The sequence below is a fragment of the Paraburkholderia sp. Ac-20342 genome, assembly GCF_017104985.1.
Taxonomy (GTDB): domain Bacteria; phylum Pseudomonadota; class Gammaproteobacteria; order Burkholderiales; family Burkholderiaceae; genus Paraburkholderia.
Map to the genome: position 1 here is coordinate 23,335 of NZ_JAAGPQ010000052.1, position 26,223 is coordinate 49,557.

Here is a 26,223-nt window from a genome sequence, read left to right on the forward strand (position 1 = left end):
ATAGAGGGATAACGAAACAATGAGTACCGCACAGGCAATCTACGAGGCCGTCGCCGCAGAGCAGGTCGATCATGTGTTCTGCGTACCCGGCGAAAGCTATCTCGCCGTGATGGATGCGTTTCACGGCAGCGAGTCGCCGCGCCTGATCGCGACGCGTCACGAGGAAGGCGCGGGTCTGATGGCCGACGCATGGGCCAAGGCGACCGGCAAGACCGGTGTATGCATGGTGACGCGCGGACCGGGTCTCACGCATCTGGCCATCGCGCTGCACACGGCGCAGCAGGACTCGACGCCGCTCGTCGCGCTGGTCGGCCAGGTGCCGTCCGACGTGCGTTATCGCGAGGCGTTCCAGGAAATGGACGTGGTCGCGTATGCACGGCCGATGGCGAAGTGGGCGCTCGAAATCGGCCGTGGCGACCGCGCCGCCGAGCTCATGCAGAAGGCGTTTCACGTGGCGCGCAGCGGCCGGCCCGGTCCGGTGGTCGTGAGCCTGCCGGAAGATGTCGACCGCGATCGGGCGGTGTCGGCGCCGGCGCGCGCGGCGGCCATCGCGTATCCGGCGGCGCCGTCGCCCGATGGTATCGAGGCGGCCGCCGCGCTGCTGCGCGCGGCGAAGCGGCCCTGCATCGTGGTTGGCGGCGGTGTGACGCGCGGTGGCGCGAGCGCCGACGTGGTCGCGCTGGCGGAGAAAGCCGGCGCCGCGGTGTTTACGGGCTGGAGACGTTTCGACGCGTTTCCGAATAACCATCCGCAGTATCTCGGGCCGATGCCGGTCTTGCCGGCCGATCTCGCCGCGCCTTTGCTGGAAGCCGACGTGATCGTCGCGATCGGCACGCGGCTCGGCGAATACACGACGAAGTCGTATAGCTGGCCCGTCGCCGGTCAGCGGCTGATTCATATCGATCTGTCCGCCGAGGATACCGGTGGCGGCTGGGCCGGTGCCGATGTCGCGATCGTCGCCGAAGCGCGCGCGGCCACGCGTGCCTTGAGCGCGGCGCTCGACGGCGCGGGTGCGAGCGCAAGCGCCGCGGCCCGCATCGACGCAATCGCGCCGCTCAGGGCGCGTTACGTGCAACGCACGACGCCGCGCGCCTTCGACGCCGGTGCGCCGCAGCAGATGATCAGTCTCGAAGGCGTGTATCACGACATCCTGCGGCTGCTGCCCGAGCACGCGAGCATCGCGAGCGACGCCGGAACCTTCGGCGGCTGGCTCATGCGCTACTACCGCTGGAACCAGCCGCGCACGCTGTTCGCGCCGACCGCGGGCGGCATGGGCTACGCGCTGCCGGCGGCGATCGGCGCCAAGCTCGCGCGGCCCGATGCGCCAGCGGTTGCATTCGCCGGCGACGGCGGCTTCGCGATGACGATGAGCGAACTCGAAACGGCGGTGCGGCTGCGTCTGAAGGGCTTCGTCGCGCTCGTGTTCAACAACAGCAACTACGGCACGATCACGATGCACCAGAAGCGCGAGTTTCCGGGCCGCACCGTGGCAACGGAACTCGGTTCGATCGATTTCGCGATGCTGGCCGAATCGATGGGCGCGCGTGGTTTCACCGCGCGTACCAATGCCGAATTCGCCGATGCGTTCGGCCGCGCGCTCGCGCACGACGGCCCCGCCCTGATCAACATTCTTTACAGCCCGGATCGGCTCGCGCCGTGGGCGGACGAGCGTGCATCATGAGTCAGCCGCTGAAAATCGATGACGGGCGGCGACCGCTCGAACTGGTGCCGGGGCAACGCGCGGCCGCGCCTCAGACGCGGGAGGTCGCGATCTGCGTCGATCAGGTGTCCAAGCGCTTCGGCTCGAAACGCGGTGACGTGCAGGCCGTCAGCGATGCGTCGCTGACGATCGGGCGCGGTGAGTTTGTGTCGATCGTCGGTCCGAGCGGCTGCGGCAAGAGCACGCTGCTCAATATGATCGCGGGCCTGATGCCGGTCAGCGACGGCCGCATTGACGTGTTCGGCAAGCCCGTCACGGGGCCGGTGCATGAGCTCGGCGTGGTGTTCCAGCAGCACCTGCTGCTGCCGTGGCGCACGATCCTCAGCAACGTGCTGCTGCAGATCGAAGTGCGCAAGCTCGATCGCGCCGAGTATCTGCCGCGCGCGCGGCAACTGCTGCAGCGGGTCGGGCTCGGCGATTTCATCGACCGTTTCCCGGATGAACTGTCGGGTGGCATGAACCAGCGCGCGGCGATCGTGCGCGGCCTCGTGCACGATCCCGACGTGCTGCTGATGGACGAGCCGTTCGGCGCGCTCGATGCGATGACGCGCGACCAGATGTGCCTCGACTTCCATCAGCTCTCGCGCGAGCAGGGCAAGACCGTGCTGTTCATCACGCATTCGATCAGCGAGGCCGTGTTCCTGTCGAATCGCGTCGTCGTGATGTCGCCGCGACCGGGACGCATCGAGGAAATCGTGCCGATCGAACTGGACGGCGAGCGCCACGTCGACATGCGCGACGAGGCGGAATTCACGCGCTATACGCGGCACATTCGCCGTACCTTCGAACGGATGGGCGTATTGAAAGAGGAGCGTCGTCGATGAACCAGAGTTCCGCATCCGATGGCGCGCTGCGCCGCTCGCTCGGCTCGCTGTGGGCCCGCTTTCCGGTGCTCGCGGTCCTGATCGTGATCATCGCCGCGTGGGAAGCGGCGGTCGACATCGGCCACGTGCCCTCGTATCTGCTGCCGCCGCCGAGCAGCATCTGGGTCTCGCTGATCGAGCATCGCGCGAATCTGTTGACGCACACCTGGGTCACGCTGCTCGAAACGCTGGCCGGCTTCGGACTTAGCATCGCGATCGGCGTGCCGCTCGCGGCGCTGATCGTGTACTCGCGCGTGTTCGACCGGATCGTCTATCCAATCCTGATCGCGTCGCAGTCGGTGCCGAAGGTTGCGCTCGCGCCGATCCTGCTCGTCGCGCTCGGTTATGGAATCCTGCCGAAGATCATCGTCGCGTTCCTGATCGCGTTTTTTCCGGTGGTCGTGAATACGGTCAGCGGTCTCGCCTCGGTCGATCGCGACACGCTGAAGCTGATGCGCTCGATGGGCGCAACGAAGCTGACCGTGTTCAGCAAGGTGCGTTTTCCGCATGCGGTGCCGAGCATGATCGCCGGCTTCAAGGTGGCGATCGCGCTGGCCGTGGTCGGCGCGGTGGTCGGCGAGTTCGTCGGCGGACGCTCGGGGCTCGGCTATTACATGATGCTCGCGACCGGCAATTTCGACGCGCCGCTCGTGTTCGCGTGCGTGGTCGTGCTGACCGTGATGGGCATCGTGCTGTTCTACGCGGTCGGCCTGCTCGAACTGCTGATGGCGCGCTGGAACCGCTCGGCGCGCATCGCGCGCGCGGCGGAACTCGGCGGCGCGTTCGGGATGTGACGGCCGCCATGACACGTTCCTTTTCTTCCGCGCGGCACGGCGCCGGACTGATGGAGCTGACCCAGCTCGGTTCGGTCTGGCCCACCAAGTTCAGCTTCGCGCATTCGTTTCTGCGCATGGTGTGCCGCATGGACTTCTCATGCGAGATCAGCGACAAGCGTCTCGACGAGGCGGGCCGCGGGCATATTGCCTATCGCGCGCGGCTCGCGGGCCACACGCTGACCTTTGTCGTGTTCTCCGATCCGCTGCCCGAGGATCTGCAGCAGGACCGCATTATCGCGACGCGCTGGGACGCGTGGGCAGCGCTGTTTCTCGGCGAGCCGCCGGCGGATGACATCGCGCAGTCGCGCGAGCAGATCCAGCAGGTGACATGGGGACGCGCGGCACCGGGCACGATTACGTGGTCGCGCGCGAATCGCAGTGCGCGTCTGTTCGAGCACGTGGTGGCATCGCTCGCGGCGGGGCGGCAGCCCGACCCGCGGCAGTTGAATCAGGTCGGCTATCTGATCCGTACGACCGGCTTCAGCGGCAATGGCCGCAACGGCATGCACGATTACGCGTATCTGCGCGAGATCGGCCATCCGCTGCAGGCGCCGTATCACGCGCAGATGCTGGCCGCGTACCTGTGGCGGGAATTCGGTTACGACCTCGCGCTGCATCTGGCGCGCGTGCGTAATCCCCATGCGGTCGATCTGTCCGACGAGTCGCGGCGCTTCGTCGGCGTGGGCAACTCATCGGGGATCGGGCTCGTGCCGTTCGTGGTCCGGCATCCGCGTTTGCTGGACCGCTGGATCGGCGCGCGCGAACAGGCTCTCGCCGATATGTACGGCGAAACTTTCGATGCCGCCGATGCCCGTTGCGACGAGTTCGAACGGCAGATCGCGCGGGCCATCGACTATTTCGCGCACGAGCCGAGCGGCGAACTCGACGAGTTCGTGGCGAGTGACGTGCTCCATGCCGAATTGCGCCGCGCACGCGAGCGGTTCGTCGCGCTCCGCTCCGCATGGCGGCCCGATGGCTGCGCCGCCGCTAATCCGGTCGTCGAACTGATTGGCAGCGAGCGGGCCCGCAGCAGCACCGAGACCGTTGAGTTGCTGCATTCGCTGCTGCTCGAATGTCACGACGGCGGCAATGTCGACGGCGGCGCGCTGCATGCCGACGAATCATTGCCGTTCGATCCGGCGCTGCGGGCCGGCGTGCTGCGCGACCGGATCGAAACGCAGCTCGCCTGGGTCAGCCGCTTTGGCGCGCAGGTGGAGCGGCCGTTCTTCTGGTACGCGTCGGAGGAGAACATGGAGCCGCGGCGTGGCTGCCGCAATCTCGACGAAGGCGAGCAGTACGCGCTGCCCGTCGACGTCATGGGCCGCGTGGAAGAACTGCTGACGAAGCTGCGCGCCGCGCCGCCGGAGCAGACGCTCGGCCGCTTTCTGATCGCGCATCCGGACATGCGCTTCATGGTCGGCTGGGCCAGCACGCTCGCCGATTCGCACTATGCGATTGCCCGTACTGATCTGCTCGCCCAGGACTTTTCTCCGCTGCGCATCATGCGTTTCCAGTTGGCCACCTACGGCATGCTGAAGTTTCGCCCGCGTTCGCGAACCTGGCTGCGCGCGACGCTGTTCCAGGGCGCGGGCCTGCCGCGCGAACTCGCCGCGGGCCATGCCGGCGACGGGCTGTTACCAAAAGTGCCGGGCAATTACGAGTCGATGGAGGAACCGCTTCTTGGAGAATGAACTGTTATCGGCGCCGGTTCGCCTGTCCGGCAAGGAAGTGCCGGGGCTGGCCGCGCGCGTGCTCGGCACTGCGCTGATGCCCTGGGGTGCGAGCGGCGGCGCGGCGGAAGCGATCGAATTCGGCGAATTCACGAGCGGCGGCCGCTTGAGCGCGCTCGCAGGTCAACTCTATAGCTTCGACGCGGCGATGTGGCGTGCGCCCGAGATCGTCGCCGAGTATGACGACTGCGCGGTGGGCGACGCGCGGGGCGGCTCCGCGCTGTTCTTCGGCGCGGCGCTGGCCGACTGGCTGTGTGCGTGGAGTTCGCAACGCGGACGGGTCGCGGTCGCGCTGCGCAACGTCGCGCATCCCGGCGATCTGCATGCAGTTCCGTACTGGCTCGCGCGACACGGCTATGCCGGGGTCGTGGTGGCCGGTTTGCCCGCGGGTGAGACTGCGGGCGGCGTCTTGCACGCGACCGTATTCAGCGCGGCCAGCGCCGAAGGGACAGGTTGGCGCTATGCGGCTTCGCACGAGCCTGGCGCGGTGCCGGCGGCGGCTCGCTCGTTTCTGGCGGCGTTGCAACACGGCACGCCATCGCAAGCAACGTTTCGCGCGTTGCTGCAAGGCGATGACGTGCTGCTAGCGGACGAACCCGACGTTACATGGCTCGGCGAAGCTGACGCGGTGATCGTCGCCTCGCCGCCGCAGCCGTTGGCCGTTCTTGCCGGCGACGCCTGCGCGTACACGATCGATTCGACCCGCTTCGATGCGCTCAAGGCCCGCGTCAGAGCTGACGGATGGACGATTCCGCGCGCTGAATGGGAGCAGTTGATGCGCTTCGCCGACCGGAGTCTGATTCGTACCTCCGAGCGCTCGCGTGAAGGCGCGGGTTGATTTCATAACAAAGGACAGTGGAATGAAGATTGTCATCGTGCATCACCATGTGTTGCCGGGACTGCATGAAGCGGCACGCGCACGGATCGGGGAAGTCACGCGGCGGATGAGTTCGCAGCAGGGACTGATGTTTCGCCATGTCGGCATGCGCGACGGCATGCCCGACTGCCTGAGTTCCGTCACGGGATGGCGCAGCGAGCAGGATTGCGCGACATGGGAGGCGTATCGCGATACGCTGCCGCCGATCGACGGCGAGGCCCCCTATGCAAAGGTCGAGGAATTGGCGGTGCTCGTTACGTCGCCCGATAGCCGAGAACGCGGCCCGACTGATGGGGAGTAGCCGGGAAAGACCGCCTTCAGGGCGGTTTCATTGCGTATTTGATAAGTACTACAAATTCTATAGGCGGGGAATCATGGCGCGGGGTGTCGAGGAAAGACGGTGGCTATTGCAGTAGGAGGCAGACGCAAAGGGATCCGGCTTTCACCTAGACAGCTGGATGGACTGAAGATGAAATGGCGTTTCATATATAAATTAATAAGGATGGCAGAGTGAAAAAGAAATGGATGTTTCTCGTACTTTGGACTGTGTCGGGTTACGCGTCCGCGCAAAGTTCGGTGACGTTGTTCGGCCAGATCGACGAGGCGATTGCCTACATCAACAATGCGGGCGGCGGCTCCTCGGTCCGAATGCGAAGCGGTACCTGGGTTGGCTCGCAGTGGGGCTTGACCGGTAACGAGGATCTCGGCGGTGGATACCGGGCCTTTTTCCGCCTTGAGAACGGCTTCGATCTGAACACCGGCAAGCTCGGGCAAGGCGGCCGTCAGTTCGGGCGCCAGTCGTATCTCGGAATCGGTTCGCCGTACGGCAGTCTGACGTTCGGGCGCCAGTACGATACGGTCGTCGATTATGTCGGGCCCATCATGGCCAACGGCCGCGGCACCGCGCCTGTCTACGATATCGACAATACGGGTAACGACTGGCAGACCAGTAATTCCGTCAAATACACGACGCCGGTGTATCACGGGTTTTCGGCCGGCGCGCTCTATTCATTCGGCGGCGTTCCCGGGCAATTCTCGACCAACAGCGTGGTGAGCGCAGGCGGTGGCTACAACGAGGGTCCGTTGCAGGTTGGCGCGGCTTACACGTCCGTGCGTAATCCGTACGCAACGTGGTTCGACAGCACCGGCGCCTCGAACATACTGATCTTCGGCCCCTATCTTCAGGCTGCGCGCGACCTGAATATCGCGGCGGGAGGTGTCGCCTACAAGTTCGGTAACCTTATCGGACGCGTTGGCGTTTCTCACTCCGTCCTGACGCAGTCGGTCAATGGCGCGGACACGCAGTTCAACATCTATATGGCCCAGGCCGACTATTGGATGCGACCGGATATCCGGCTGGGCGCGGCGGTGGATCTGATTTACGGCAACATCGGCTCGTTGGACCAGCATCCGAATTATCAGCAATACAATCTCGTCGCGGATTATTACTTATCCAAGAGCACCGACCTCTATATGTGGGCGATCTATGGAACGGCGGGCGGCGGAGCGACACGCATGCAGATCGGGCAACTGCCCGCGTCGACCACCGACAAGCAGTTCAACATCAATTTTGGCATTCGGCATCGTTTCTGACGAGTCCCAGTGCCGCCGAGCCGGTGAGGGGGCACTGAAATTCTGACCGAGAGTCTGTGGATAGTCAGGCGTCTGTTTTCGAATGAGGTGCCTCTAATATTTAATCGTCCGTTGTGGCTGAAGCTCGTCGGCCGCGGTCCAACGCGTCCATCGGGTGCCCAAGGGTAAGGAGCGACCGGGCTAGGTGAAGAGCGCTGCAAGACCGCGCGTCGCGCGTGCCGGCCGCCTCCACAAGGTCAATCAGAGCCTCGATCTCCGCCGTGATACTCGCCCACCTCAAATACCCGTCACGGGCGATACTGTTTCGCAGGGCCGTCGCTTGCACCCTGCAATCTTCATGTCCGCACGGCGAGCCGTCCACCATCACCTGCGATTCCGGCATCCCATGCTGTGAGGCGCAGCACGCGAAATCCCTGAATGGCCGCTCTCGGGCGGCAAAGTCCTGACGTTCGATTAAATTCCTTGAAAGACAGTAACGGGCCAATAAAAATGTATTCAATTCCACATAATTGCGGCCATTCGACCCTTCGTTTCGGGACAGCTGGGTCGCTCGGGGGGGCATAGCATGAAAGCTGTGAGTGGCGTAGGTCAATTGGCCTCTACCGGTAAAGGCAGCGCATAGCTCAACTACGTGAGACGCATCCGGTTTCTTGAGCCGCGCATTCTCTTCCTGAAGCTCCTTCAGTTCGCGGACCCGGTTCGTCTGGGCCCGCGCCGAGCTTCATCCAGCGGAAGTACTCTGCTCGGAGATTCCCAGTTGCCGGATCAGATCTGCTACCGGCATGCGCAGCCATCACTGCTTGAGCGCCGCAACGATCTGCTCCACCGAGCACCGGTTGCGTTTCATCACCAAGCTCCCGCGTGGTGGGAAAATTGCTCCACTACGCAAACACTCATTTCTGTCTAGGATTCCTGCAGCAGATCGCGCTTCCAGACGATATCCGAAGCGCGCTTTGTGGACTAAATCGATCAGTATGGGTCGAAGGGGTCCGCTAGTTGGGACGAACGTCGCGACGATTGCGGGTCCGATCACTGGCGATGGCGATGCGGCAGGATGGTCAATGGTGTCACTCCAGCGCGCGGCGGAGGGGGCAAACCCCGTATCTCGGGGGCGAGCACGGCGGGATTTCTAGTGCGGATTACGTACGCATCCGATGCAAAAGACGCTATCTAAAAGGCCAACGTCGCCATCTCCGCATATGCCTGGCAGGACGGCTTGCTCGATCATTGAAGTCAGTGGATTTTTCGCGAGGTCGGGCGTTTCCTATGAAATCCTTGAACACAACGCGGAGCACCGACCACAGTGCAACGTCCGCTCAGTCCAAGCGGAAAGGCCGCACTCATCGGTGGCGGAGCGGGACGCGCTGGCACCCATATCTCAGACAAGGGTGGAAGCTGCTACCAGCAACGTCGTCGCGTCAGATCGCGTTCAATCGAGAATGCCTGCGCCTTCCCCGAACGTTCCCTCAAGAGCGGCATTCGCAGCAACCACCTCCCGTTGCACGCCCAAACGCCCGGTTTTTCACGAGAAGATAGTTATTATGGAATCCGAAAACAGTCGGCTGCGAACCTCGTCGCCGTCTTCAGATCTGTCGCAAAATTGGGCTTTTAGGAGATGCGAAGTCGCGTTACAAAGTGGTGGCGCAAGGTGTGTCCCCTAACACGTGTACTGACCTGACGAGGCGACGTGCATCCTCGGTTCTGGCTCGCTTAGCGAGGTTCGCGTGAAAAATTGCGCCTCCATGAACTGCATGTGAGTGGTAATGTCATCGCACGCGCCACCCATCTCCCAGCTCTTCGACGGTATAACCTGCGATTTCCTTGTAACTTGCAGTGATACTTTGCAACTCCAAGTCATCAATGATGCCGGAAAGTGACTCGAACGGTTGCCCGTTCGTCCGTTCATGAACGATCTGCAAAATCTTATCCGGCGGCGCCTTCCGGTTGGTCAGCACGACGTCACCCGTCACCTTGACTCGCTCCTTGTCGTATGCGAGAAGTGCATCGGGTCCAACACCAAGTTCGACGAGATATGCGCACAGCACATCCGCGTCCACAATTGCCTGACCGGCGCCGTTGGAACCGCGAGGCACCATTGGATGCGCGGCATCGCCGAGCAAGGTCAGGCGGCCGAAGGTCCACTGTGGAAGTGGATCCTGATCGACCATGGGGAACTGCAATATACCGCTCGTTGCCTCGATCATCGCTGCGACATCGAGCCATTCGAAGTGCCAGTCCTTGAATGCCGGAAAAAAATCGTCCAGCTGTCCCGCACCATTCCAGTCACGGCGAGCCGGTTGAGGAGAATCGAGCTCCGCAACCCAGTTCACCAGTTGACGACCTTGGGCATCCGCATCATTCCTGATGGGGTAAATGACCATCTTGCCGACCCCTGGTACAAGAGCACCCGCTCGTACCATAGTTGCGCCGCTCAGGAAGGGCTCCCAATGAACCGCGCCACGCCACATGTTCACGCCAGAGTATCTGGGCATGCCCTCATCCGGGTAAAACTGCTTGCGAAGGGCTGAGTGAAGACCATCGCATGATATTGCGACCGAGGCTTTCACCGTATAAGCATTCTCATTCGAATCGACGAAGCGGACCGAGGCCTCAGTATCCGAACTCGCCGCACCGACACATCGCCGATCAAACACGACGGCTTCATTACCAAGGCGTTCGCGCACCGCGTCGAGCAAAGCGAGCTGGAGATCGCCGCGATGGATCGAAAACTGCGGCGTACTATAACCGGCCGCCGTTCCGGTTGCTTCGCGATAGATGAGTTGCCCGTGTCGGTTGAAAAAGGCCGCTTCCTTGGTCGCAACCCCTAGTTTGCCTAAACGATCATTCAATCCAAGGCGTCCCAGCACGCGTGTCGCGTGTGGCAAAACGTTGATCCCGACACCGAGCGGACGGATTTCCTGAACCGATTCATAGACTCGGCAGGCAATGCCAGCCTCATGCAACGCAAGCGCCAGTGTCAGTCCGCCGACGCCGGCACCGATCACCAACACTTCACATTCTTTTGACATCCCAGCCTCCTGCACTCGTGTGCAAACAAAAAACAATAATTGACAGACGTCTGATCAATAATATGGACCAAAACGCTAGCTGTCAATCGTGCAAGCGAATACAGTCGAGGCGGCCAAAAGAGAGGAGGCGTCCGAGCTACGCTAAAATTGATCGAGATAAACTCTCAGAATCTCCGTCAGTCATGGCAAAAAAAAATGCGCCTCAGTCTCCCTCCAACTTCTTGCTGGAGGAGTTATACCGTCGTCCTGGCTTTCTGATCCGGAGGGCACACCAGATCGCGATGCACATGTTCATCGAGGCATGCGGGCCTCTGGATCTCACGCCTAGCCAGTACGGTGTGTTGTACATCCTGAATCTAGTTGGGCCGATCAGCCAGATCGGTGTCGCTCGCCTCATTGGCCTCGACCGTTCGACTACGGCGCTCGTAATCAAACTGCTCACTGAGCGCGGCCTCGCGATGAAATCCCCCAGTTCGCTCGATGCCCGCAAAGTCGAAATTCTAATAACTACTGACGGCAAAAAGGTGCTTCGGCAAGCCTCCGCAATGGCTGAAAGCGAAAAGCAGTCACTTCTCGCGCCATTCTCTGGAGAGGAAGGCCGTATATTTCTGTCGCTGCTGGACAAGTTCGTCAGCTATCACAATGCGAACACGCGCGTCACAATCGCCGGGTCGATCGATTCATAGCATCCTGGATCTGGTGATTGTCGGTACTTCCATTGGTCCAATCGATTTTGAAGCGGGCGCTGGCGCACCGTTGCCACTCCCGCAGCGCCTCAACTCAATACATCAGACTCCATAGCAGCTAGTACCTGTTTACGTCATTCCTCGGGCAAACCCTGGCGTATAAACTTTGACAGACGTCTGCTTAAATGCCAAGATTCGAGCGTCGATCGTGAGGCAGCGTCAAATGTCGTTGACTTTGCCTGCTTAAGATCATCTGAAACACGACGCCATCCGACGCGAATGATCGGATCGAGATTGAGCGGCATGAAAAGACGCGTTTGAGCGCGTCACTGGAGACCTGATGCAATACGTTGATATCACGCGCCTTGTCGATGAAGGGCCGTTCGGAAGGACACGTTTCCTCGTCGCGCTACTTTGCTGTTTCGCGGTCTTTACCGATGGATTCGATACCCAGGCTATTGGTTACATTGCACCGGCCCTAGTCTACGAATGGCACATATCGAAGCCAGTGCTGGCTCCCGTATTTGCGTCGAGCCTGATCGGACTGATGTTCGGTTCACTGATTTTCGGTTCCTTTTCCGATCGGAAGGGACGGAGGATGGCACTGATCATCAGCGTCGCTATATTCGGCATGTTCTCGTTGCTCACCGCAACCGTGAACTCAGTCGGCGCACTTCTTGCCATGCGATTTCTGACCGGTTTGGGGCTGGGTGGCGTAATGCCGAACGCCGTCGCCCTGACATCCGAGTACGCTCCTGCGCGCATCCGCAGCACGGTCGTGATGTGCATGTTCTGTGGCTTCTCACTAGGGGCCGCGTTGGGCGGAATCGCGGCTGGTGCACTGATTAACGAATTGGGTTGGCGCAGTGTACTGATTGTCGGAGGCCTCACTCCGCTTGCTCTCGTCCCGCTGCTGTTGATCTATCTGCCAGAGTCACTTGATTTCATGGTGGCGAAATGCGTCCCACGTGTGCGCATTGAAGCGGCAATCGCACGAATCGCTCCGGAGACCGCGTTCACACCGGACACGAACTTTACTCGTCAGGCGACGGATCTGCCTGTGTCGTCTGTAGCCCAGCTTTTTTCATACGGGCGTGCAGCAACCACTTTGATGTTCTGGCTCATTTTTTTCATGAGCCTCCTGCAGCTTTACTTGTTCTCGAGTTGGCTGCCGATTCTGCTCCACGAGAGTGGTCTGACGGTCAGTGCGGCGGCTACGACTAGCAGTTTCTTCCAGATCGGCGGTGCATTGGGAACCTTGCTGCTCGGGCGCTTCATCGATCGGCTCCGCCCCTTTGTCATGTTGTCGGTTGTGTATCTGGGCGCAGCGGCTTCGGTAGTGCTACTTGGTTTGAGCGTGCGTGGCGGATACCTAGCATTGGCGCTCGCGATCCTCGCTGCGGGATTCTGCATCGTTGGTGGTCAGATTGCTGCTAACGCGCTCGCGGCTCGTACCTACCCCACCTCGATTCGGGCTACCGGCGTCGGTTGGGCGTTTGGCGTCGGACGACTGGGTTCCATTGTGGGGCCGCTCCTTGGTGGCGCGCTGCTTGCGCTCAAATGGGATCCTGCGCAGTTGTTCACTCTCGGATGTATTCCCGCTCTCGTCGCCAGCATTGCGTCTATGGTGCTGCATTCGCGCGGGGCGATACATGACTCGACGCCTAGGCAAGAAACATTGCAGTCGCGAAATATCTGAATTGACCTCGGCTCCAGCGGGCGCACCAGATCCGCCTCATATGACGGATAGTGCGCGTGGACCACGAGGTACAAAAAAGGAGATGTACATGACCGTCAATCATCCCGTCGCATCGCGCGCGACCTACTACGAGAAGATCGCGCGCAGTGGTATGGCTCCGCTTTGGGAGTCGCTGCACACCCTCGTGCCGAAGACGCCACAGCCGAAAGCGCTTCCGGCAATTTGGAGATACTCGCAGGTGCGTGATCTCGTGATGCAGGCGGGTGCTGTTATCAGCGCCGAAGAAGCAGTACGTCGGGTGCTTGTCCTCGAAAATCCAGGTCTTCCCGGGAAGTCCAGCATGACGCCGAATCTGTACGCAGGGCTGCAATTGATTTTGCCCGGCGAGATTGCCCCCAGCCATCGCCATACCCAATCGGCTCTGCGGTTCATCGTCGAAGGGAAGGGTGCGTGGACAGCCGTCAATGGAGAGCGTACGACGATGCATCCCGGCGACTTCATCATCACGCCATCGTGGACGTGGCATGACCACGGAAATCCGTCAATCGAAGACGGTGGTGAGCCGGTCGTGTGGCTCGATGGTCTTGATATTCCGCTTGTCGCGCAGATGGATGCTAGCTTTGCAGAAAACTATCCGGAGGCCACGCAGCCGGTCGCGCGTCCAGAGGGCCACAGCTTCGCTCGCTTCGGGCACAACATGGCACCCGTACGGTATTGCGCCTCAGATTCCACTTCGCCAATTTTCAGCTATCCCTATGAGCGTACCCGCGAGGCGCTCGAGACCCTGCGTCGCGGGGGCGAACTGGACGAATGGGACGGGGTGAAACTACGCTATGTTAACCCCACGACGGGGAGCTGGCCCATGCCAACTATCGCGACGTTCATGCAGTACTTGCCTCGCGGCTTCGAGGGGCGGACCTACCGCAGCACAGATGCAACGGTCTATTGCGTCGTCGAAGGGACGGGGTGCGTGAAAATCGACAAAGATGAATTTACCTTCGCACCGCACGATGTCTTCGTCGTACCCTCGTGGGTACCGGTGCAATTATCGGCATCGACGGAAAGCGTGCTTTTCAGTTACTCGGATCGCCCGGTTCTCGACGCGCTGAATCTGCTGCGCGAAGATCGAAGCTAGGATTCCAGATTTCGTTACATCGCGTCGCAGCGACGGCGCGTTCGATTTTTCCATCAATGGACGCGAATTCATCATGTCATTTGTTTTTCCACCCGAATTGCCTGTCGCTGTACGTGTTGCTGGGAGCGACGCTCAAATAGCTGTGCGCCGAGTGTATTGCGTGGGCCGAAATTACGCAGCGCACGCACGCGAAATGGGCTTTGATCCTGATCGCGAGCCGCCGTTTTTCTTCTGCAAGCCCACCGACGCTGTTGTGCCCGTTGCGTATGACGAAACTCTCAATCTCGCGTATCCGTCGCAAACGCAGAACTACCACTACGAAGCAGAGCTCGTCGCGGTGATCGGCAAGAGCGGCTCGGATATCTCTATTGAGCAGGCGAACGACTACGTATGGGGGTACGCCGTCGGGCTCGACATGACGCGCCGCGATTTGCAGATGAAGATGCGCGAGATGGGGCGTCCGTGGGAGATCGGTAAGGCCTTCGACCGCTCCGCCCCAATGGGACCGATCCATCCAGCGAGCGTGGTAGGTCATTTCGAAACGGCTGCGTTGTGGCTAACGGTCAATGGCGAGACCAAGCAGACGAGCGACGTTTCGCACCTTATCTGGTCGGTTGCCGAGACAGTGGCTTATCTTTCGAAATTCTTCCGTCTTGAGCCAGGCGACGTGATTTTCACTGGAACACCTGAAGGAGTGGGCCCGGTGAAGACGGGGGACACTATAAAGGTCGGCGTCGACCGGCTCGGTGAGCTCACAGTGCGCGTCGTATGACGGCACGCGCTTGTACAGAAAGGACATCGCATCGTGCAACTTTACAGCTTCTTCAACAGTTCGACCTCGTATCGCGTCCGCATAGCTCTTGCTCTCAAAGGGCTTGCACACGAGACGCTGCCCATCAACATCCGTGTCGGCGAGCATCGAGCAGCGGACTATGTCGCTAACACGAATCCATCCGCATCGGTGCCTGCTCTCGTTGATAACGATTTCAGACTCGGTCAGTCCATTGCGATCATCGACTATCTGGACCAGACACATCCCGAGCCACGCTTGATCCCACTCGAAGCGCACATGCGTGCTCGTGTGCTTGAGCTCGCGATGTTGGTTGCTTGCGACATGCATCCGGTCAATAACGTGCGCGTGTTGCGCTATCTAGATGCAGAGTTGAATGTCACACCGCAGCAAAAGCGCACATGGTATCAACACTGGATTGCGGAAGGAATGGCAGGCGTCGAGAGACTCCTTGACCGCAGCAACTCCGGACCTTGGTGCTTCGGTGAGCAGCCGACATTGGCCGATGCGTGCCTGGTGCCGCAGGTTGCTAACGCGCTGCGCATGGATTGCGATCTCAGCGCGTTTCCGCGAAGCCTCGCAATCTATTCTCTTGCCGCGGAGCATCCCGCATTTTTGCAAGCTTCGCCCGCCAAGCAGCCTGACTATGTCGAGTAGGGCCAGGTAGAAAGTCGTCGGACTGAAAGACGATCCCGTGGGCGTCATCAGGCACAGCAGATACGCACTGTACGAGTCGACGAGCTAGATGAATGACCTGCGTGCCAGCAGGATGGAGTTGTCCGTCCAAAGGACGGGCCCGTTCTGGGCGGACAACAAGAAGCGTACCTCCATGTAAGAAGGACCTTGGAATAAGGTCGGACAGTCGGAGAATCTGTGCGACAAACTCTACCTAGTGCTATTTTTTGTCCATTTTATTTTGTAGTACAAATAATTTAAAAAAGGAATAATTCGATGAAAAGCCAGATCTCCACGCGGTCGTTCAAAGCTTTTTTTGCATTTGGTATTGGGTTCTGTTGTACAGCGCACGCACAATCTTCCGTTACGTTGTACGGCATCGTCGATTCGGGAGTTACCTTTGCTAACCATAGCGCCGTGCCGCCAGGATCATCGGGGACGCAGTTTGCCCTCGGCACGGGGAGTCGTCAAAATTCACGGTGGGGTTTTACCGGCAAAGAAGACTTGGGTAACGGCCTACACGCGATATTTACCCTTGAGTCTGGCATGGCGATGAACACGGGTGCCTTGCAGCAAGGAGGGCGTTTGTTTGGGCGTCAGGCGTTCGTCGGCCTAGAGTCAAGCAGCTACGGGGCACTGATGTTTGGTCGTCAGCAGGTCCCGATGTATCGCTATGGCCTTGCGCTCGATCCGCTGAACTACTCGAGCTTCGGTTTCTCCGCGCAGGATGCACAGTTCGTGGGCCGTGCGGATAACGCGGTGTCTTATCTCGGGCACTATGGACCGTTTGAACTGAACGCGCTATACAGCTTCGGCTATGAATCGGTTGCCGCTAGTGTACCGGTGCCTGGAGCGTTTCGCGTTGGCAAGCAATTCGACTTCGGCGGCCGCTACGTACAGGGACCGCTCAATCTAACATTCACTTATGAACAGCGGCAAGGTTTGGCTGTCGCATCGGCTGACAATAGCGAGCGTCGCTATCTGCTTGGCGGTTCGTACAAGATCGAAAAAGCGACGTTATATGGCGGCTACGAGTTGTTGCTGAACGATATCAATACGACGCTCGTCGCCTCGCCCCCGCAGTACATGGTGTTTGGGGGCGTACGCTATCTGGTAACCCCGGCGCTCGATGTGGCAGCCGCTACTTACTATCATTCGTACCGCAACGTTTCCGCGCACGCACTTAGTACCGGTCTTAATGCCGATTATTGGCTATCGAAGCGTACGGCGCTGTACACCAACGTCACCTACGTTATCAACAGCTCGAAAGCTGCGATGAGCGCGACCGGGTGGGGGACACCTATCGCAGTGACAACCGCTGCTACAGGGGCGAACCAGTTGGCGATCGCGGTCGGCGTCATGCACAAGTTTTGATAGCGCGTTTGGAATCTGACTTCAAGTTGGGTTTAACCGGCACCACTGTTGGCTTTTTGAGTGGATCGTATTACCCCATTTGGTGCGCGACGGACGTCGCCACCGAGCAACTGACGGTCCAGATCAACATCACGGATGGAAACCACTTCTCTCATCCAGGCTCGGCGCGATGCGCGTCCAGTGCATGACACCGTGGTCGAGCGCTGTCGGCAGCCGAGCTTCTCCGAGAGCGACAGGTGCCTCGAAGCCGAAAGTCGGGTATCTAGCTACTCGACGGACGCGTGGCGCTCGTAGAACCCGGGTGACCCCGCAAGCTCAACGAGTTCATGCCGCGTTTCGGGCCGATGGTGCTCGTGCTTACTCAGCTGAGGCCGCCGAACAAGCGTTACCGTTCTGCATCGAGATATCTAACATCGAACTTGATACAGCGATGCTTGCTGCCAAGCCGACACCGGCTCCTGTACGGCTCGCATTGAGCCGGTGTGCGACACCCCTTTACGAACGAATACGTGCTTCCGCGCAAGTTGGTATCCGTGGATCTGGCGGTTGCGAGAGCGCTGAACAACAGTCTTGAGCGCAAGGAGGTGTCTGTGTGCATCTCGCTGACGGCGAGGTGCACACAGACACAACTTGGGGAGATCAGATCCGCCCATGAGCTATTGGCGGTGGTACCTGGTTAATGGACGGGCGCCGCGCAGTGGTCAGGTGCGGTTGCGAGCATGAGTGGCATCCGCTTCACTCAATTTAACGGACCTGGCCGGCACGCCGATCTGGGGACATTCTCAAGCGGATACTAATCCACAGGGCTCCGACACAAAGGCATTGCTCGCAACCGACTGTGACCATCGTCTCGACCAATCCATCAAGGCGAATTCATCGGCCTTCTACTGAGATACCTACTCGCTGGCCGCTGCTAGTCGTGGTTGGCTAGTACGCCGTTCTCGTCATGGCGAGATTGGAAACAAGATGGCAGTGCATGAAGTGCTCGGGTCGGCATGTAGTAGGCAACCCCGTTGGGTAGCTCGTCTATTCGTGTGGACGTGCGAAATGCCAGAGAATTAGAGTTGCTGGTGGGCCAACGGAATTCGACAGACTCGCTGGCGTCTGCAGATTGTTGACCACACGCCGCGGCGGGAACTCATCGATGAGAATGATTTTGTGATCGGAAGTGCGAGTTAGCACATAATCCAGGTAGGCACGTGGTTCGGGGTTACCGTGTGCAAGACATGCAGGCTTTTGGTTGTGGCCCGATTCCATGGAGCCGTCTCGCCGGCGCATGACCACAACCGGTCCAACAGTACTTTAAAACGCTAGCGAAGTCGGGCATCTTGATGTTCGTTTTTTCGACTTCACTCTCGAACCCACGCTCGCTCCATCTGACGTCATCCCGCAGTCTCTATTGCGCATAGCCACGATGTGCGCCACATTGCCGGCTTCGTGGCTGAGAAGCGAGGAGTTGGCGGAGTTTCCCAACTCTCAGGGAGGTGACTTTGATTTACTGAACAGTAGTTTCGACGCGTCGCAACCACTGGGTCGCGCAGCGTGATACATGGAGCGAACTGGATCGAGCGAGAAGACGATATCAGTGGATAACTGGACGAGGCCTTAATCTCTTTTTCACGAGGGGCGTTGTCGCTCCTACGTTCGTTGATGGACCGCCTATTCTCACACGTCGCCGACGCGCACGCGCCTGCCGGCCGCAGTCTCAGTTAGCATTTCTGGTGCGCGCTGACGACGATGTGAGAGGGGAGCGATTAGTACGATTGCCCGCTAGCAGGCTTGGTAGCCCAGTAGTCACAGTGATGCGAAGTCGTGATGTCGACGTTTGGTCGGATGGGCGTTGCGAACTGCATTCCGGTGCCGCCGCCGGCACTTACACTGGCCCAATGGGGAAGCGTTCCCCCATTGGGGTCACCAGCCGCAGCGAAGTTCTGAAGATACTGCCGCATGGTTGACGACAAGGCCAGATTTGACGCGGTCTGTTCAGAGCTTCCGAACTGACTGAACCAATACGGATTGTCAGCCGAATGGAAATTTCCCCACGGGCCGTAAAACGGAAGAATCGGACCAGGGTAACTCGCCGATCCATCGGGAATGATCTGCGCCTGGTTCTGCTCTGCGAACTCGTACCGCCAGATTGATGGTGAGTATTTCGAGAGGTTTGCCGCGTCGGTCATGGTTCCACAATACCACGCATAGTCTCCAACAGCTTCGGTCGCGGCATGAGTGGGATTCACGAAGTTGGCTGACGGATACAGCTGCTCGACATCAGATGGTGTCGTGACCGGTGACACGGAATTGAGGAGTGTCGCAACAGTCGTCGCGTAGTTGGCATCTGTGAGTGGAGCCGATGCGTAGTTCTTTGCCAACAGGCTCCGTTCATTGTGCATGCCACCAAAGATGATTGGCATTTTGTTGAACCGGCCAGCAGCGAAAGAATCGGATGTCGACTCGACCAGGAAATGTCCATCAATGATCGGTTGCCAGCCGCTTCCGCCTGTCGATGCATGGGTTCCAGCCCGAAGAGTGGCAAACGGGATCTTGCGGAGGCAGTCGAGGACCGACGAGTCTGTGCCTGGACATCCAAGTGCTGTTGCATCTTTTACGCCTTGCTGCTCGGCGGAGGCAAGAGGGATATCGAGCCGAACCGGACCATTGCTAATCACCATGGCTTTCTGGAACAATCCGGCAGATGAAGGCGACGCGAGGTGTGTAGTCACCGACATTCCACCAGCCGACTGGCCAAAGACGGTCACATTCGAAGGGTCACCGCCGAATGCTGCAATATTTGCCTGAACCCACTTCATTGCGGCCTGTTGATCGAGTAGGCCGAAGTCGGTCGCTGCAGATGGGTTTGCTGCGGTCAGAGCGGGATGGGCAAAGAAGCCAAGCCCACCAAGCCGATAGTTTATTGTTACAAGGACGAAGTGATTTTCCTTAGCCAAGGCGGTACCGTCCCAGATACCTCCAGAGCCGCTGGAGAATCCGCCCCCATGAATCCAGAACAACACGGGTGTCTTTGCGCCAGCAACTACATCAGCGGGCTTCCAAACGTTCAGGTAGAGACAATCTTCTTGTACGGCACAGCCACTGTTGGGAGCGCTAGCGGCTAGCGTAGAGCTACGCTGCGCGGTCGGTTGTGGAGCTTGAAAGCGTAGCGTTCCGACCGGAGGAGCTGCGTATGGAATGCCCTGAAACGATATGACTCCATTTGTAGCCGTCCCCGTGACTTTACCTTGCTGCGTCATCGCAACGGTCGGGTCAGGTGCTTGGGAAGTTGCCTGCGAATCAACATTTCCGCCTCCGCAGGCCGTGAGAGATAGAAAAGCACAACTCGCAGCTGCGAAGGAAAGGCGAACAGAGAGCTCGCGCGCACTTTTGAAGGGGAGGGAAGCGGTGATTTGGGCTTTACCCGAAGCACGAATGCTGCGGCGAACTGATGTCATTAAAGGATGTCTCCGTGATTGGTTTCTTTCAAGGCCGAGTGCGGCGGGTTACAGAAAATGCCAACGACTGCTCCCGCTCCGAGATTTGTCTACAACACGGTCACTCGCAGAGGCTCCTGAGTCGCGTGGTACGGCAAATCACACGGCCTCATTCAGCCTCGTTCCGCTATTGAATCTATTTTGATTGCATCAGGCAAGCGGAACTTTCTGATGAATTCTTCAGGTACGCTGATAAGTTCAATTGCGAAAGATGATTCAAGATTCAGCCCGTACAGCTGAATTCGGAAGCGGGCTGTGTCAGCGGTCGCACGGGGCCGATTGCAGGCTTAAAGCGTAAGAAGAAGCCTTGGTTAAGACGATTCGTAGTACCTTTTCATGACTGCTCCTCTGAAGCACAGTGAGAAAAGCTCATAAGTGCCGAAGGGAGTCGGCGTCAGACCTCTTCTTTGGAACATTTTTGGCGTGAGAGCCCTAAGATGGAGACTAATTAAATGTCGCTGATGAACGTTCAACCGAGGCAACTGCATGCTTTCTTGGAAGTTTGCCGACTGCAGAGCTTTTCGAGGGCTGCCGAGAAGATTCCAATGTCGCAGTCTGGTATCAGCATGCTCATCCGAGATCTCGAGACGACCGTTGGTGCCCGTCTGTTCGATCGAACAACCAGGTTGGTCGTGCCCACAGACGCCGGTCGGAAACTCCAAGTCGCTGCTAAGCGGATTTTGCTCGACTACGCCGACCTCGAAGAGTCTCTCGCCGGTACGCATGTCGAACGCACATCGAGACTCTCGCTGGCAGCTACCCCTATGGTGTCCGCCAATCTACTGCCGGCGACATTGAACGACTTTAGGACTAGTCACCCGGGAGTGACGGTTGAGCTCGAAGATGTCGAGATGAGAAGCGTTCGTCAAGCGGTGCTGGACGGACGCGTCGACATTGGTTTGGGATTCTTTATCCGGCCAGCGGTTGGATTGGGTAGAACGCCCATTTGTAAGTTCAAACTGATGTTGGTCAGTCCGGTTCAATCGTTCGGTTCACCGGTGTCTGGTCGTGCTGGGCTTGGACCGCCTCGAAACTGGAATAGCCTTTCAGGACTTGATTTGATTAGTTTGCCGCCTGACAACCCGATTCAGTACCTCATTGAAGGTCACTTGAAGCGGATCGATCGAGCGCATGAGAGGCGTCCGACTATGAACTTCATAGGAACATTGGTTGGGATGGTCGAAGCAGGACTAGGGAACGCGATCATTCCTTCGTTTGCCCTTCCTGACTGTTTGAGGCGGCGAGTGATGGTATCAATGCTGGTAGAACCTTCCGTCAGCATCGATTTGATCGGTGCCACTCGTCGTGGTGTCGAGCCGAAGACTATTGCGTCAGAGTTCACTCAAATACTCAAGAGCACCGCAGCTCGGATGGTTGCGAAGCCCGCGTCTCCGTAGGGCACGAATGGAGGTCGTGCAATCCTTCGAAGTGCGTGTGCCAGTGGGGGGCGGTTTATGTATGGAGCCAGCCTGAGACCCTAGCTCCCACCTCGTTAGATGATCTCGCCCTCGCAATGTTCGCCGAACAAAGTGGCGGGCGAACTTGATGGCTGGCGACCACACACTATTAGCTTGCCAACGGCAGCCAGTCAGTTCTTCGGGGGCGAGGAGTCAGGGAGGAGAGATCGGCCCACATCCAGTTGAAATCTGCGGGAGTAACCATCTCGAATCGGATGACGGAACAAGATTTGACCGTCAGTACCGGCGCAAACCAGCTTGGTATCCGCTGCTAGTTTATCGAAGGAGGCCATTGTGTTGATTCGCACCGGTGTCTGTTGAACGACTGGTGCGTCATCCGCTGTAACCAGCGCCGAAGCAGCTTGCGTTGAGCCTCACCAAAATAACAGCAGAATTTCTGCATTGCGGAGAGATCACGCCATCGCTGAGTCTCGATTTCGAGATATTGTTACAGGTATCGCGCTGAGCCAGCAGCTAGCCGAAGCCCCAGGTCGCTTGAGCGGCTTCTCATAATACTGACGGCATGCGACACGCTTTAAGGAGAACGCCGCGCCGCCACGCCTCCAAGTAAGTCACCTTGCTCGAATCCATCCGGGCCATATTTCTACGCGTCCCGCGCAAGTCAATGCCCCGCGCCACGAGGAGGCACGCAACTGAGCACGAGGCGATCGCCTCCGCCGGCAATAGCGTCGAGCCTGGCGTTGTGGAATTCCTGGCTGCCGCAGCGCCATTCGGCAAGATAGTCACCGCGGCAATCTCCGGAAGGTTTCGCAGTAGTGGAGAGCGGATAGTCGCACGTGTGCAAGCCGTTGCAATGCTGCGCGATGTCCTGCGTGACGTTGCCGTGCGGCGCACCGCAATTGCCGCCGGATGTGCCCGAAATAATTGTAATCGTCGCTTCAGTCGCGCCGATCGCGAACGACGATATCAACAGGCCGCCAAGACAAGCAGCCATTGATGTGCCCCTGCAGGCACTTGCAGTTGGCTTCATGATGTACCTCCCGAACGGGCTCTCTGCGAACCCCTGCAGACTTGCACGCGCCGCTTCCAGTCGATCTTTCCATGATAGCGCGCTTATGTCCGAGCTGGGTAGGAAGCGATGTTGCGCTGCACAGCAGCCAGGTCAACCATCACGAAAGGGGGCCCTTGCGCAACGCTAGTCGTGCTCGGTCCTAACGGGCTCCGGATGGGACAAAGCCGGACCGGTTGACTTCATGCCAAAGAGCGCTCCAACTTTGGAAGAGACGGCAAGTCAAATGCGACAGAAGTGGCACCGGTGCGTTTAATAATTGCGTTGCCTCGTCGAACGTCGGAAAGCAAACGGTGCGCGAAGAGACACTAGCAAAGGAACGGGCGGGAGAAAGCTCAGTCATGTGGTAAGTCTGGCGCGGTGGTCTTTGTTAAAGCCGGCGAAACGTGAGCCCTCTCACTTGACTATCATTTTGATATGGCTGGCAACCGCGACGAGTTCCTTTCGCTGGTTGAAGCACTCGACACGCGAGGTCATTCTTCCTTTTTCCTTGTCGATGTTCTCGACCGTATAGCGTGTCGTCACGGTGTCGCCCGGGCGTACGCCACCGAGAAATCTCACCTTGTCATACCCGAGCGATACAGAACGGCCAATGCGAGTCCGGGCGGAGACCGTCGACATGAAGCCCATCAGCAGCGTTCCGTGTGCGATACGGCCTCCGTACTGGCTGTCCTTCATGTATTCCTCGTTGATGTGATTCGGCGAGAAATCGCCTGTAATGCCGGCATACAGGTAAATATCGGATTCGGAGACCGTCTTTGTGAACACAACGGTCGTGCCGATTTCGACGCCGTCGAGATTGCCCGTGGGCGATTCGTAGTATTCGCGTTCCATGACTTTTCCTTGGGTGGCGCTTCGGCGTGTCGATCAATGCACGCTGCGCAGTAAATCCATGAGCAGAGGCGGGCTGGCGAGAACGGGCGCCTTCAATTCTTTATTCAATGCGGGCTCCAATCGCGCTAGCGATGCTTGCGCAAGGACGATCACGTCCGCTTCATCGCCGAGCGTTTGGGCGGCGCGAAGCACAAGTTCGTCGTGGCGATCGCGATCGCCGCGCGTCAATGCGTCCAATGCGTGCGGCACAAGAGACGGTACAACTCGAACTTCGCGGCCGAGAGTCTGGGCATGCGCGTGCAGCAACGCGGTGCTCGGTTGTATCGTGCTGTCAGCCGTGCACAGTAGCCCTATCGTTTGCCCGGTCCGCACAGCTTTCTCCGCCATCGGGTCATCGATCTTGTGAATTGGCACCGACGTCAGCGTGCGGGCGATATCCACCGACGGTGACGTGGAAGAGCACGTCATTACGATCCGCGTGGCGCCCGCGTCGACGGCCTGCATGATCTGCGTGACAGCGCGCCGATAAACGCCAGGAACGGGCTTGCGGGCAAGCAGGTCCTGTAGCAAGCTCTCATCGAGCATGTGAAAAGCGTCGGCGTGCGGAAGTGTTTCGGCGACCTGCTTCCGGAACTCGTCTACCAGCCACGCCACAGTATGAATGAATGCAATACGGGCCATGCCGGCACCTAACCGTGCGCTGCCACGGGCGCGGCAGTCATTCGATCAATCAATCCTTTCGCGCCTCGCATGATGATGGAGGTGTCGGTGGCCACTCCCACGAATTCAACGCCTTGTGCGATGCGCCGTGACGCCTCCTGTTCGTTGAGCGTCAGATACCCGGCCGGCACACCGAGATCGCGCAGACGCGCGAACGCATCATCGATCGCCGAGAGGACCTCGGGATGGAGCGCGTCGCCGATATGACCCATCGAGGCGGCCAGATCTGTCGGTCCGATGAACACGCCGTCGACGCCATCAACGCTCGCGATGGCTTCGAGATTGTTCAGACCTCGCTGGGTTTCGATCTGTACCAGCACGCAGATCTGATCTTCCGCGGTACGGAAGTAATTGTTGTTGAGGCCATAGGACGCCGCTCTCGTACTGCCCGAGACGCCACGTACGCCGCGCGGGGGATAGCGTGTGAAACTGACGGCGGCAGCCGCTTCGTCCGCGGTCTGAATACACGGATACAGCAGAGACTGCGCACCGGCGTCCAGGTAGCGCTTGACCAGAACCATGTCGAGCCACGCCGGGCGCACGATCGCGCTACAGGGCAACGCCGCGATAGCCTGCAACTGCGACACGATCTCCGGCATATCACTCGGAGAGTGCTCGGTGTCGAGTAACAGCCAGTCGAATCCGCAGCCCGCCAACAACTCGACGAGATTGGGGCTGGCCAGCGTGGAGAAGAGGCCGAGCTGCTGTTTGTGGGCGAGCAACGCCTGCTTAAATTGATTGATGCGAGTGTCCATGAGATCGATGAGGTGGGTCGGTTTGCATGCCGCCGGAAGCGGCCTGTAGGGCACGGCCAAGCTCAGTGGCAATTGCTTGGGCCCGCGATCTGGCGAGTGTCACAAACTCCTGCATCGCCATTCGCTGTGCGTCGATGGTCAGACTAACTCCCGCTACTGGATTGCCGTCAGGATCGAAAACCGGAGTGGCGATCGTCCGCAAGCCATAGGCGTTCTCGCCATCCGATATGGCGTACCCTTGCTCGCGCACATGCTTGAGACGCTCGAGGAGCGCATCGAGGTCAGTCAGCGTATGTTCAGAAAGTTTGATGCGTTCTGCACTCGCTAGAACTTCCACCTGCCTGGGCAAAGGCATGAACGCGAGGATCACGTGGCCTAGTGCGGCGCCATACGCACGTACGCGACGTCCCGGCTTTCGATCCAGGTTGTACCGTCCGAGGTTTTGCTCCACGCGCGCGAGATACACGACATCCGCGCCCTCCAATACTCCGACCGACGCCGCGTCGCAATAGTCGGGAACACATTCTTCGAGTAGTGGGCCCGCGTGCCATCCGAGGTCCTGCGACGAGAGCGCTGCGTATCCCAGATCCAGGCATTTCAGCGTCAGCCTGAAGCGGCGTTCGGCAACCGGCCGTAGATAACCAAGACTCACCAGCGTGTGGGTCAACCGGAATGCGGTGCCACGGTCGATGCCGCTTCTCGCTGCGATCTCGGGAATCGTCAGCACGTGCTGGCCGGCACTGAAGCACTGAAGCACGCTGAACGCCTTGGCCACGGAGTTCACAACGTTCTTCGGATTGTCAGCGGGCGACGCGCGGACACCTTCCGCAGGCGATGCCACAGATAGCTCGTCTGGAGTGCCAGTTGATCGGATTGCGTTCATATGTTTTTCCATGTGTTTGATACTAGATGCCCCACGAGTATGCAGATATGCG

At 59.3% G+C, this 26,223-nt stretch carries 21 protein-coding genes; 14 read left to right on the plus strand and 7 right to left on the minus strand.

Going from position 1 to position 26,223, the window contains the following annotated elements; translation table 11 throughout:
• The first annotated feature begins 19 nt into the window (after positions 1-19).
• From G3N58_RS21145 to G3N58_RS21175, 7 genes are all read left to right on the plus strand, one after another.
• Positions 20-1,681: a thiamine pyrophosphate-dependent enzyme gene (locus G3N58_RS21145; RefSeq protein WP_206000111.1), complete on the plus strand. Its 1,662-nt coding sequence runs from the start codon at positions 20-22 to the stop codon at positions 1,679-1,681.
• The gene (locus tag G3N58_RS21150; RefSeq protein WP_206000112.1) at positions 1,678-2,544 is read left to right on the plus strand and encodes an ABC transporter ATP-binding protein; all 867 of its coding nucleotides are present in this window, start codon (positions 1,678-1,680) and stop codon (positions 2,542-2,544) included. Before G3N58_RS21145 ends, G3N58_RS21150 begins: the two co-directional genes overlap by 4 nt.
• The gene (locus tag G3N58_RS21155) at positions 2,541-3,377 is read left to right on the plus strand and encodes an ABC transporter permease (RefSeq protein WP_206000113.1); all 837 of its coding nucleotides are present in this window, start codon (positions 2,541-2,543) and stop codon (positions 3,375-3,377) included. The genes G3N58_RS21150 and G3N58_RS21155 overlap by 4 nt, the downstream gene beginning before the upstream one ends.
• A gap of 8 nt (positions 3,378-3,385) precedes the next feature.
• Positions 3,386-5,110, plus strand: a complete 1,725-nt coding sequence (locus tag G3N58_RS21160; protein WP_206000114.1) for a hypothetical protein — start codon at positions 3,386-3,388, stop codon at positions 5,108-5,110.
• Positions 5,100-5,987 carry a hypothetical protein gene (locus G3N58_RS21165; protein ID WP_206000115.1) on the plus strand — a complete coding sequence of 296 codons (888 nt, stop codon included), beginning with the start codon at positions 5,100-5,102 and terminating at the stop codon, positions 5,985-5,987. The genes G3N58_RS21160 and G3N58_RS21165 overlap by 11 nt, the downstream gene beginning before the upstream one ends.
• A gap of 22 nt (positions 5,988-6,009) precedes the next feature.
• On the plus strand, positions 6,010-6,327 hold the full coding sequence (locus tag G3N58_RS21170; protein WP_206000116.1) for a hypothetical protein: 318 nt from the start codon (positions 6,010-6,012) through the stop codon (positions 6,325-6,327).
• 224 nt (positions 6,328-6,551) lie between these two features.
• Entirely contained in the window at positions 6,552-7,619 is a 1,068-nt protein-coding gene (locus G3N58_RS21175) for a porin (protein WP_206000117.1), read from the plus strand.
• 1,766 nt (positions 7,620-9,385) lie between these two features.
• Here the strand turns inward: G3N58_RS21175 and G3N58_RS21180 are convergent.
• Positions 9,386-10,648 (minus strand): flavin-dependent oxidoreductase, encoded by a 1,263-nt coding sequence (locus G3N58_RS21180; RefSeq protein ID WP_206000118.1) that lies wholly within the window; start codon positions 10,646-10,648, stop codon positions 9,386-9,388.
• 182 nt (positions 10,649-10,830) lie between these two features.
• Here G3N58_RS21180 and G3N58_RS21185 point away from each other — a divergent pair, with 182 nt between their 5' ends.
• The 6 genes from G3N58_RS21185 to G3N58_RS21210 all read left to right on the plus strand — a co-directional run bounded on the left by G3N58_RS21185 (position 10,831) and on the right by G3N58_RS21210 (position 17,007).
• Positions 10,831-11,334, plus strand: coding sequence for a MarR family transcriptional regulator (locus G3N58_RS21185; protein WP_206000119.1), 504 nt, complete (start codon positions 10,831-10,833; stop codon positions 11,332-11,334).
• Positions 11,335-11,674: 340 nt separating this feature from the next.
• Entirely contained in the window at positions 11,675-13,033 is a 1,359-nt protein-coding gene (locus G3N58_RS21190; RefSeq protein WP_206000120.1) for an MFS transporter, read from the plus strand.
• A gap of 88 nt (positions 13,034-13,121) precedes the next feature.
• The gene (gene gtdA, locus G3N58_RS21195; RefSeq protein WP_206000121.1) at positions 13,122-14,168 is read left to right on the plus strand and encodes a gentisate 1,2-dioxygenase; all 1,047 of its coding nucleotides are present in this window, start codon (positions 13,122-13,124) and stop codon (positions 14,166-14,168) included.
• A gap of 73 nt (positions 14,169-14,241) precedes the next feature.
• Complete coding sequence (locus G3N58_RS21200; RefSeq protein WP_206000122.1) at positions 14,242-14,940, plus strand: fumarylacetoacetate hydrolase family protein; 699 nt, start codon at positions 14,242-14,244, stop codon at positions 14,938-14,940.
• A 33-nt stretch (positions 14,941-14,973) separates the two neighbouring features.
• Positions 14,974-15,615, plus strand: coding sequence for a maleylacetoacetate isomerase (maiA, locus tag G3N58_RS21205; protein ID WP_206000123.1), 642 nt, complete (start codon positions 14,974-14,976; stop codon positions 15,613-15,615).
• Positions 15,616-15,909: 294 nt separating this feature from the next.
• Entirely contained in the window at positions 15,910-17,007 is a 1,098-nt protein-coding gene (locus G3N58_RS21210) for a porin (RefSeq protein ID WP_206000124.1), read from the plus strand.
• Positions 17,008-18,761: 1,754 nt separating this feature from the next.
• Here G3N58_RS21210 and G3N58_RS21215 read toward each other — a convergent pair.
• Positions 18,762-20,453, minus strand: a complete 1,692-nt coding sequence (locus G3N58_RS21215) for a carboxylesterase family protein (RefSeq protein ID WP_206000125.1) — start codon at positions 20,451-20,453, stop codon at positions 18,762-18,764.
• A 491-nt stretch (positions 20,454-20,944) separates the two neighbouring features.
• Here G3N58_RS21215 and G3N58_RS21220 point away from each other — a divergent pair, with 491 nt between their 5' ends.
• Positions 20,945-21,889 carry a LysR family transcriptional regulator gene (locus tag G3N58_RS21220; protein WP_241017185.1) on the plus strand — a complete coding sequence of 315 codons (945 nt, stop codon included), beginning with the start codon at positions 20,945-20,947 and terminating at the stop codon, positions 21,887-21,889.
• A gap of 682 nt (positions 21,890-22,571) precedes the next feature.
• On the opposite strand, the gene G3N58_RS21225 is transcribed toward G3N58_RS21220, so the two are convergent.
• The 5 genes from G3N58_RS21225 to G3N58_RS21245 all read right to left on the minus strand — a co-directional run bounded on the left by G3N58_RS21225 (position 22,572) and on the right by G3N58_RS21245 (position 26,171).
• The gene (locus G3N58_RS21225) at positions 22,572-22,940 is read right to left on the minus strand and encodes a hypothetical protein (RefSeq protein ID WP_241017186.1); all 369 of its coding nucleotides are present in this window, start codon (positions 22,938-22,940) and stop codon (positions 22,572-22,574) included.
• A gap of 435 nt (positions 22,941-23,375) precedes the next feature.
• Positions 23,376-23,813: a MaoC/PaaZ C-terminal domain-containing protein gene (locus G3N58_RS21230; RefSeq protein ID WP_206000126.1), complete on the minus strand. Its 438-nt coding sequence runs from the start codon at positions 23,811-23,813 to the stop codon at positions 23,376-23,378.
• 33 nt (positions 23,814-23,846) lie between these two features.
• Entirely contained in the window at positions 23,847-24,494 is a 648-nt protein-coding gene (locus tag G3N58_RS21235) for an aspartate/glutamate racemase family protein (RefSeq protein ID WP_206000127.1), read from the minus strand.
• 8 nt (positions 24,495-24,502) lie between these two features.
• Positions 24,503-25,288, minus strand: coding sequence for an aldolase/citrate lyase family protein (locus G3N58_RS21240; RefSeq protein WP_206000128.1), 786 nt, complete (start codon positions 25,286-25,288; stop codon positions 24,503-24,505).
• The gene (locus tag G3N58_RS21245; protein ID WP_206000129.1) at positions 25,263-26,171 is read right to left on the minus strand and encodes an IclR family transcriptional regulator; all 909 of its coding nucleotides are present in this window, start codon (positions 26,169-26,171) and stop codon (positions 25,263-25,265) included. Before G3N58_RS21245 ends, G3N58_RS21240 begins: the two co-directional genes overlap by 26 nt.
• Positions 26,172-26,223: the final 52 nt, after the last annotated feature.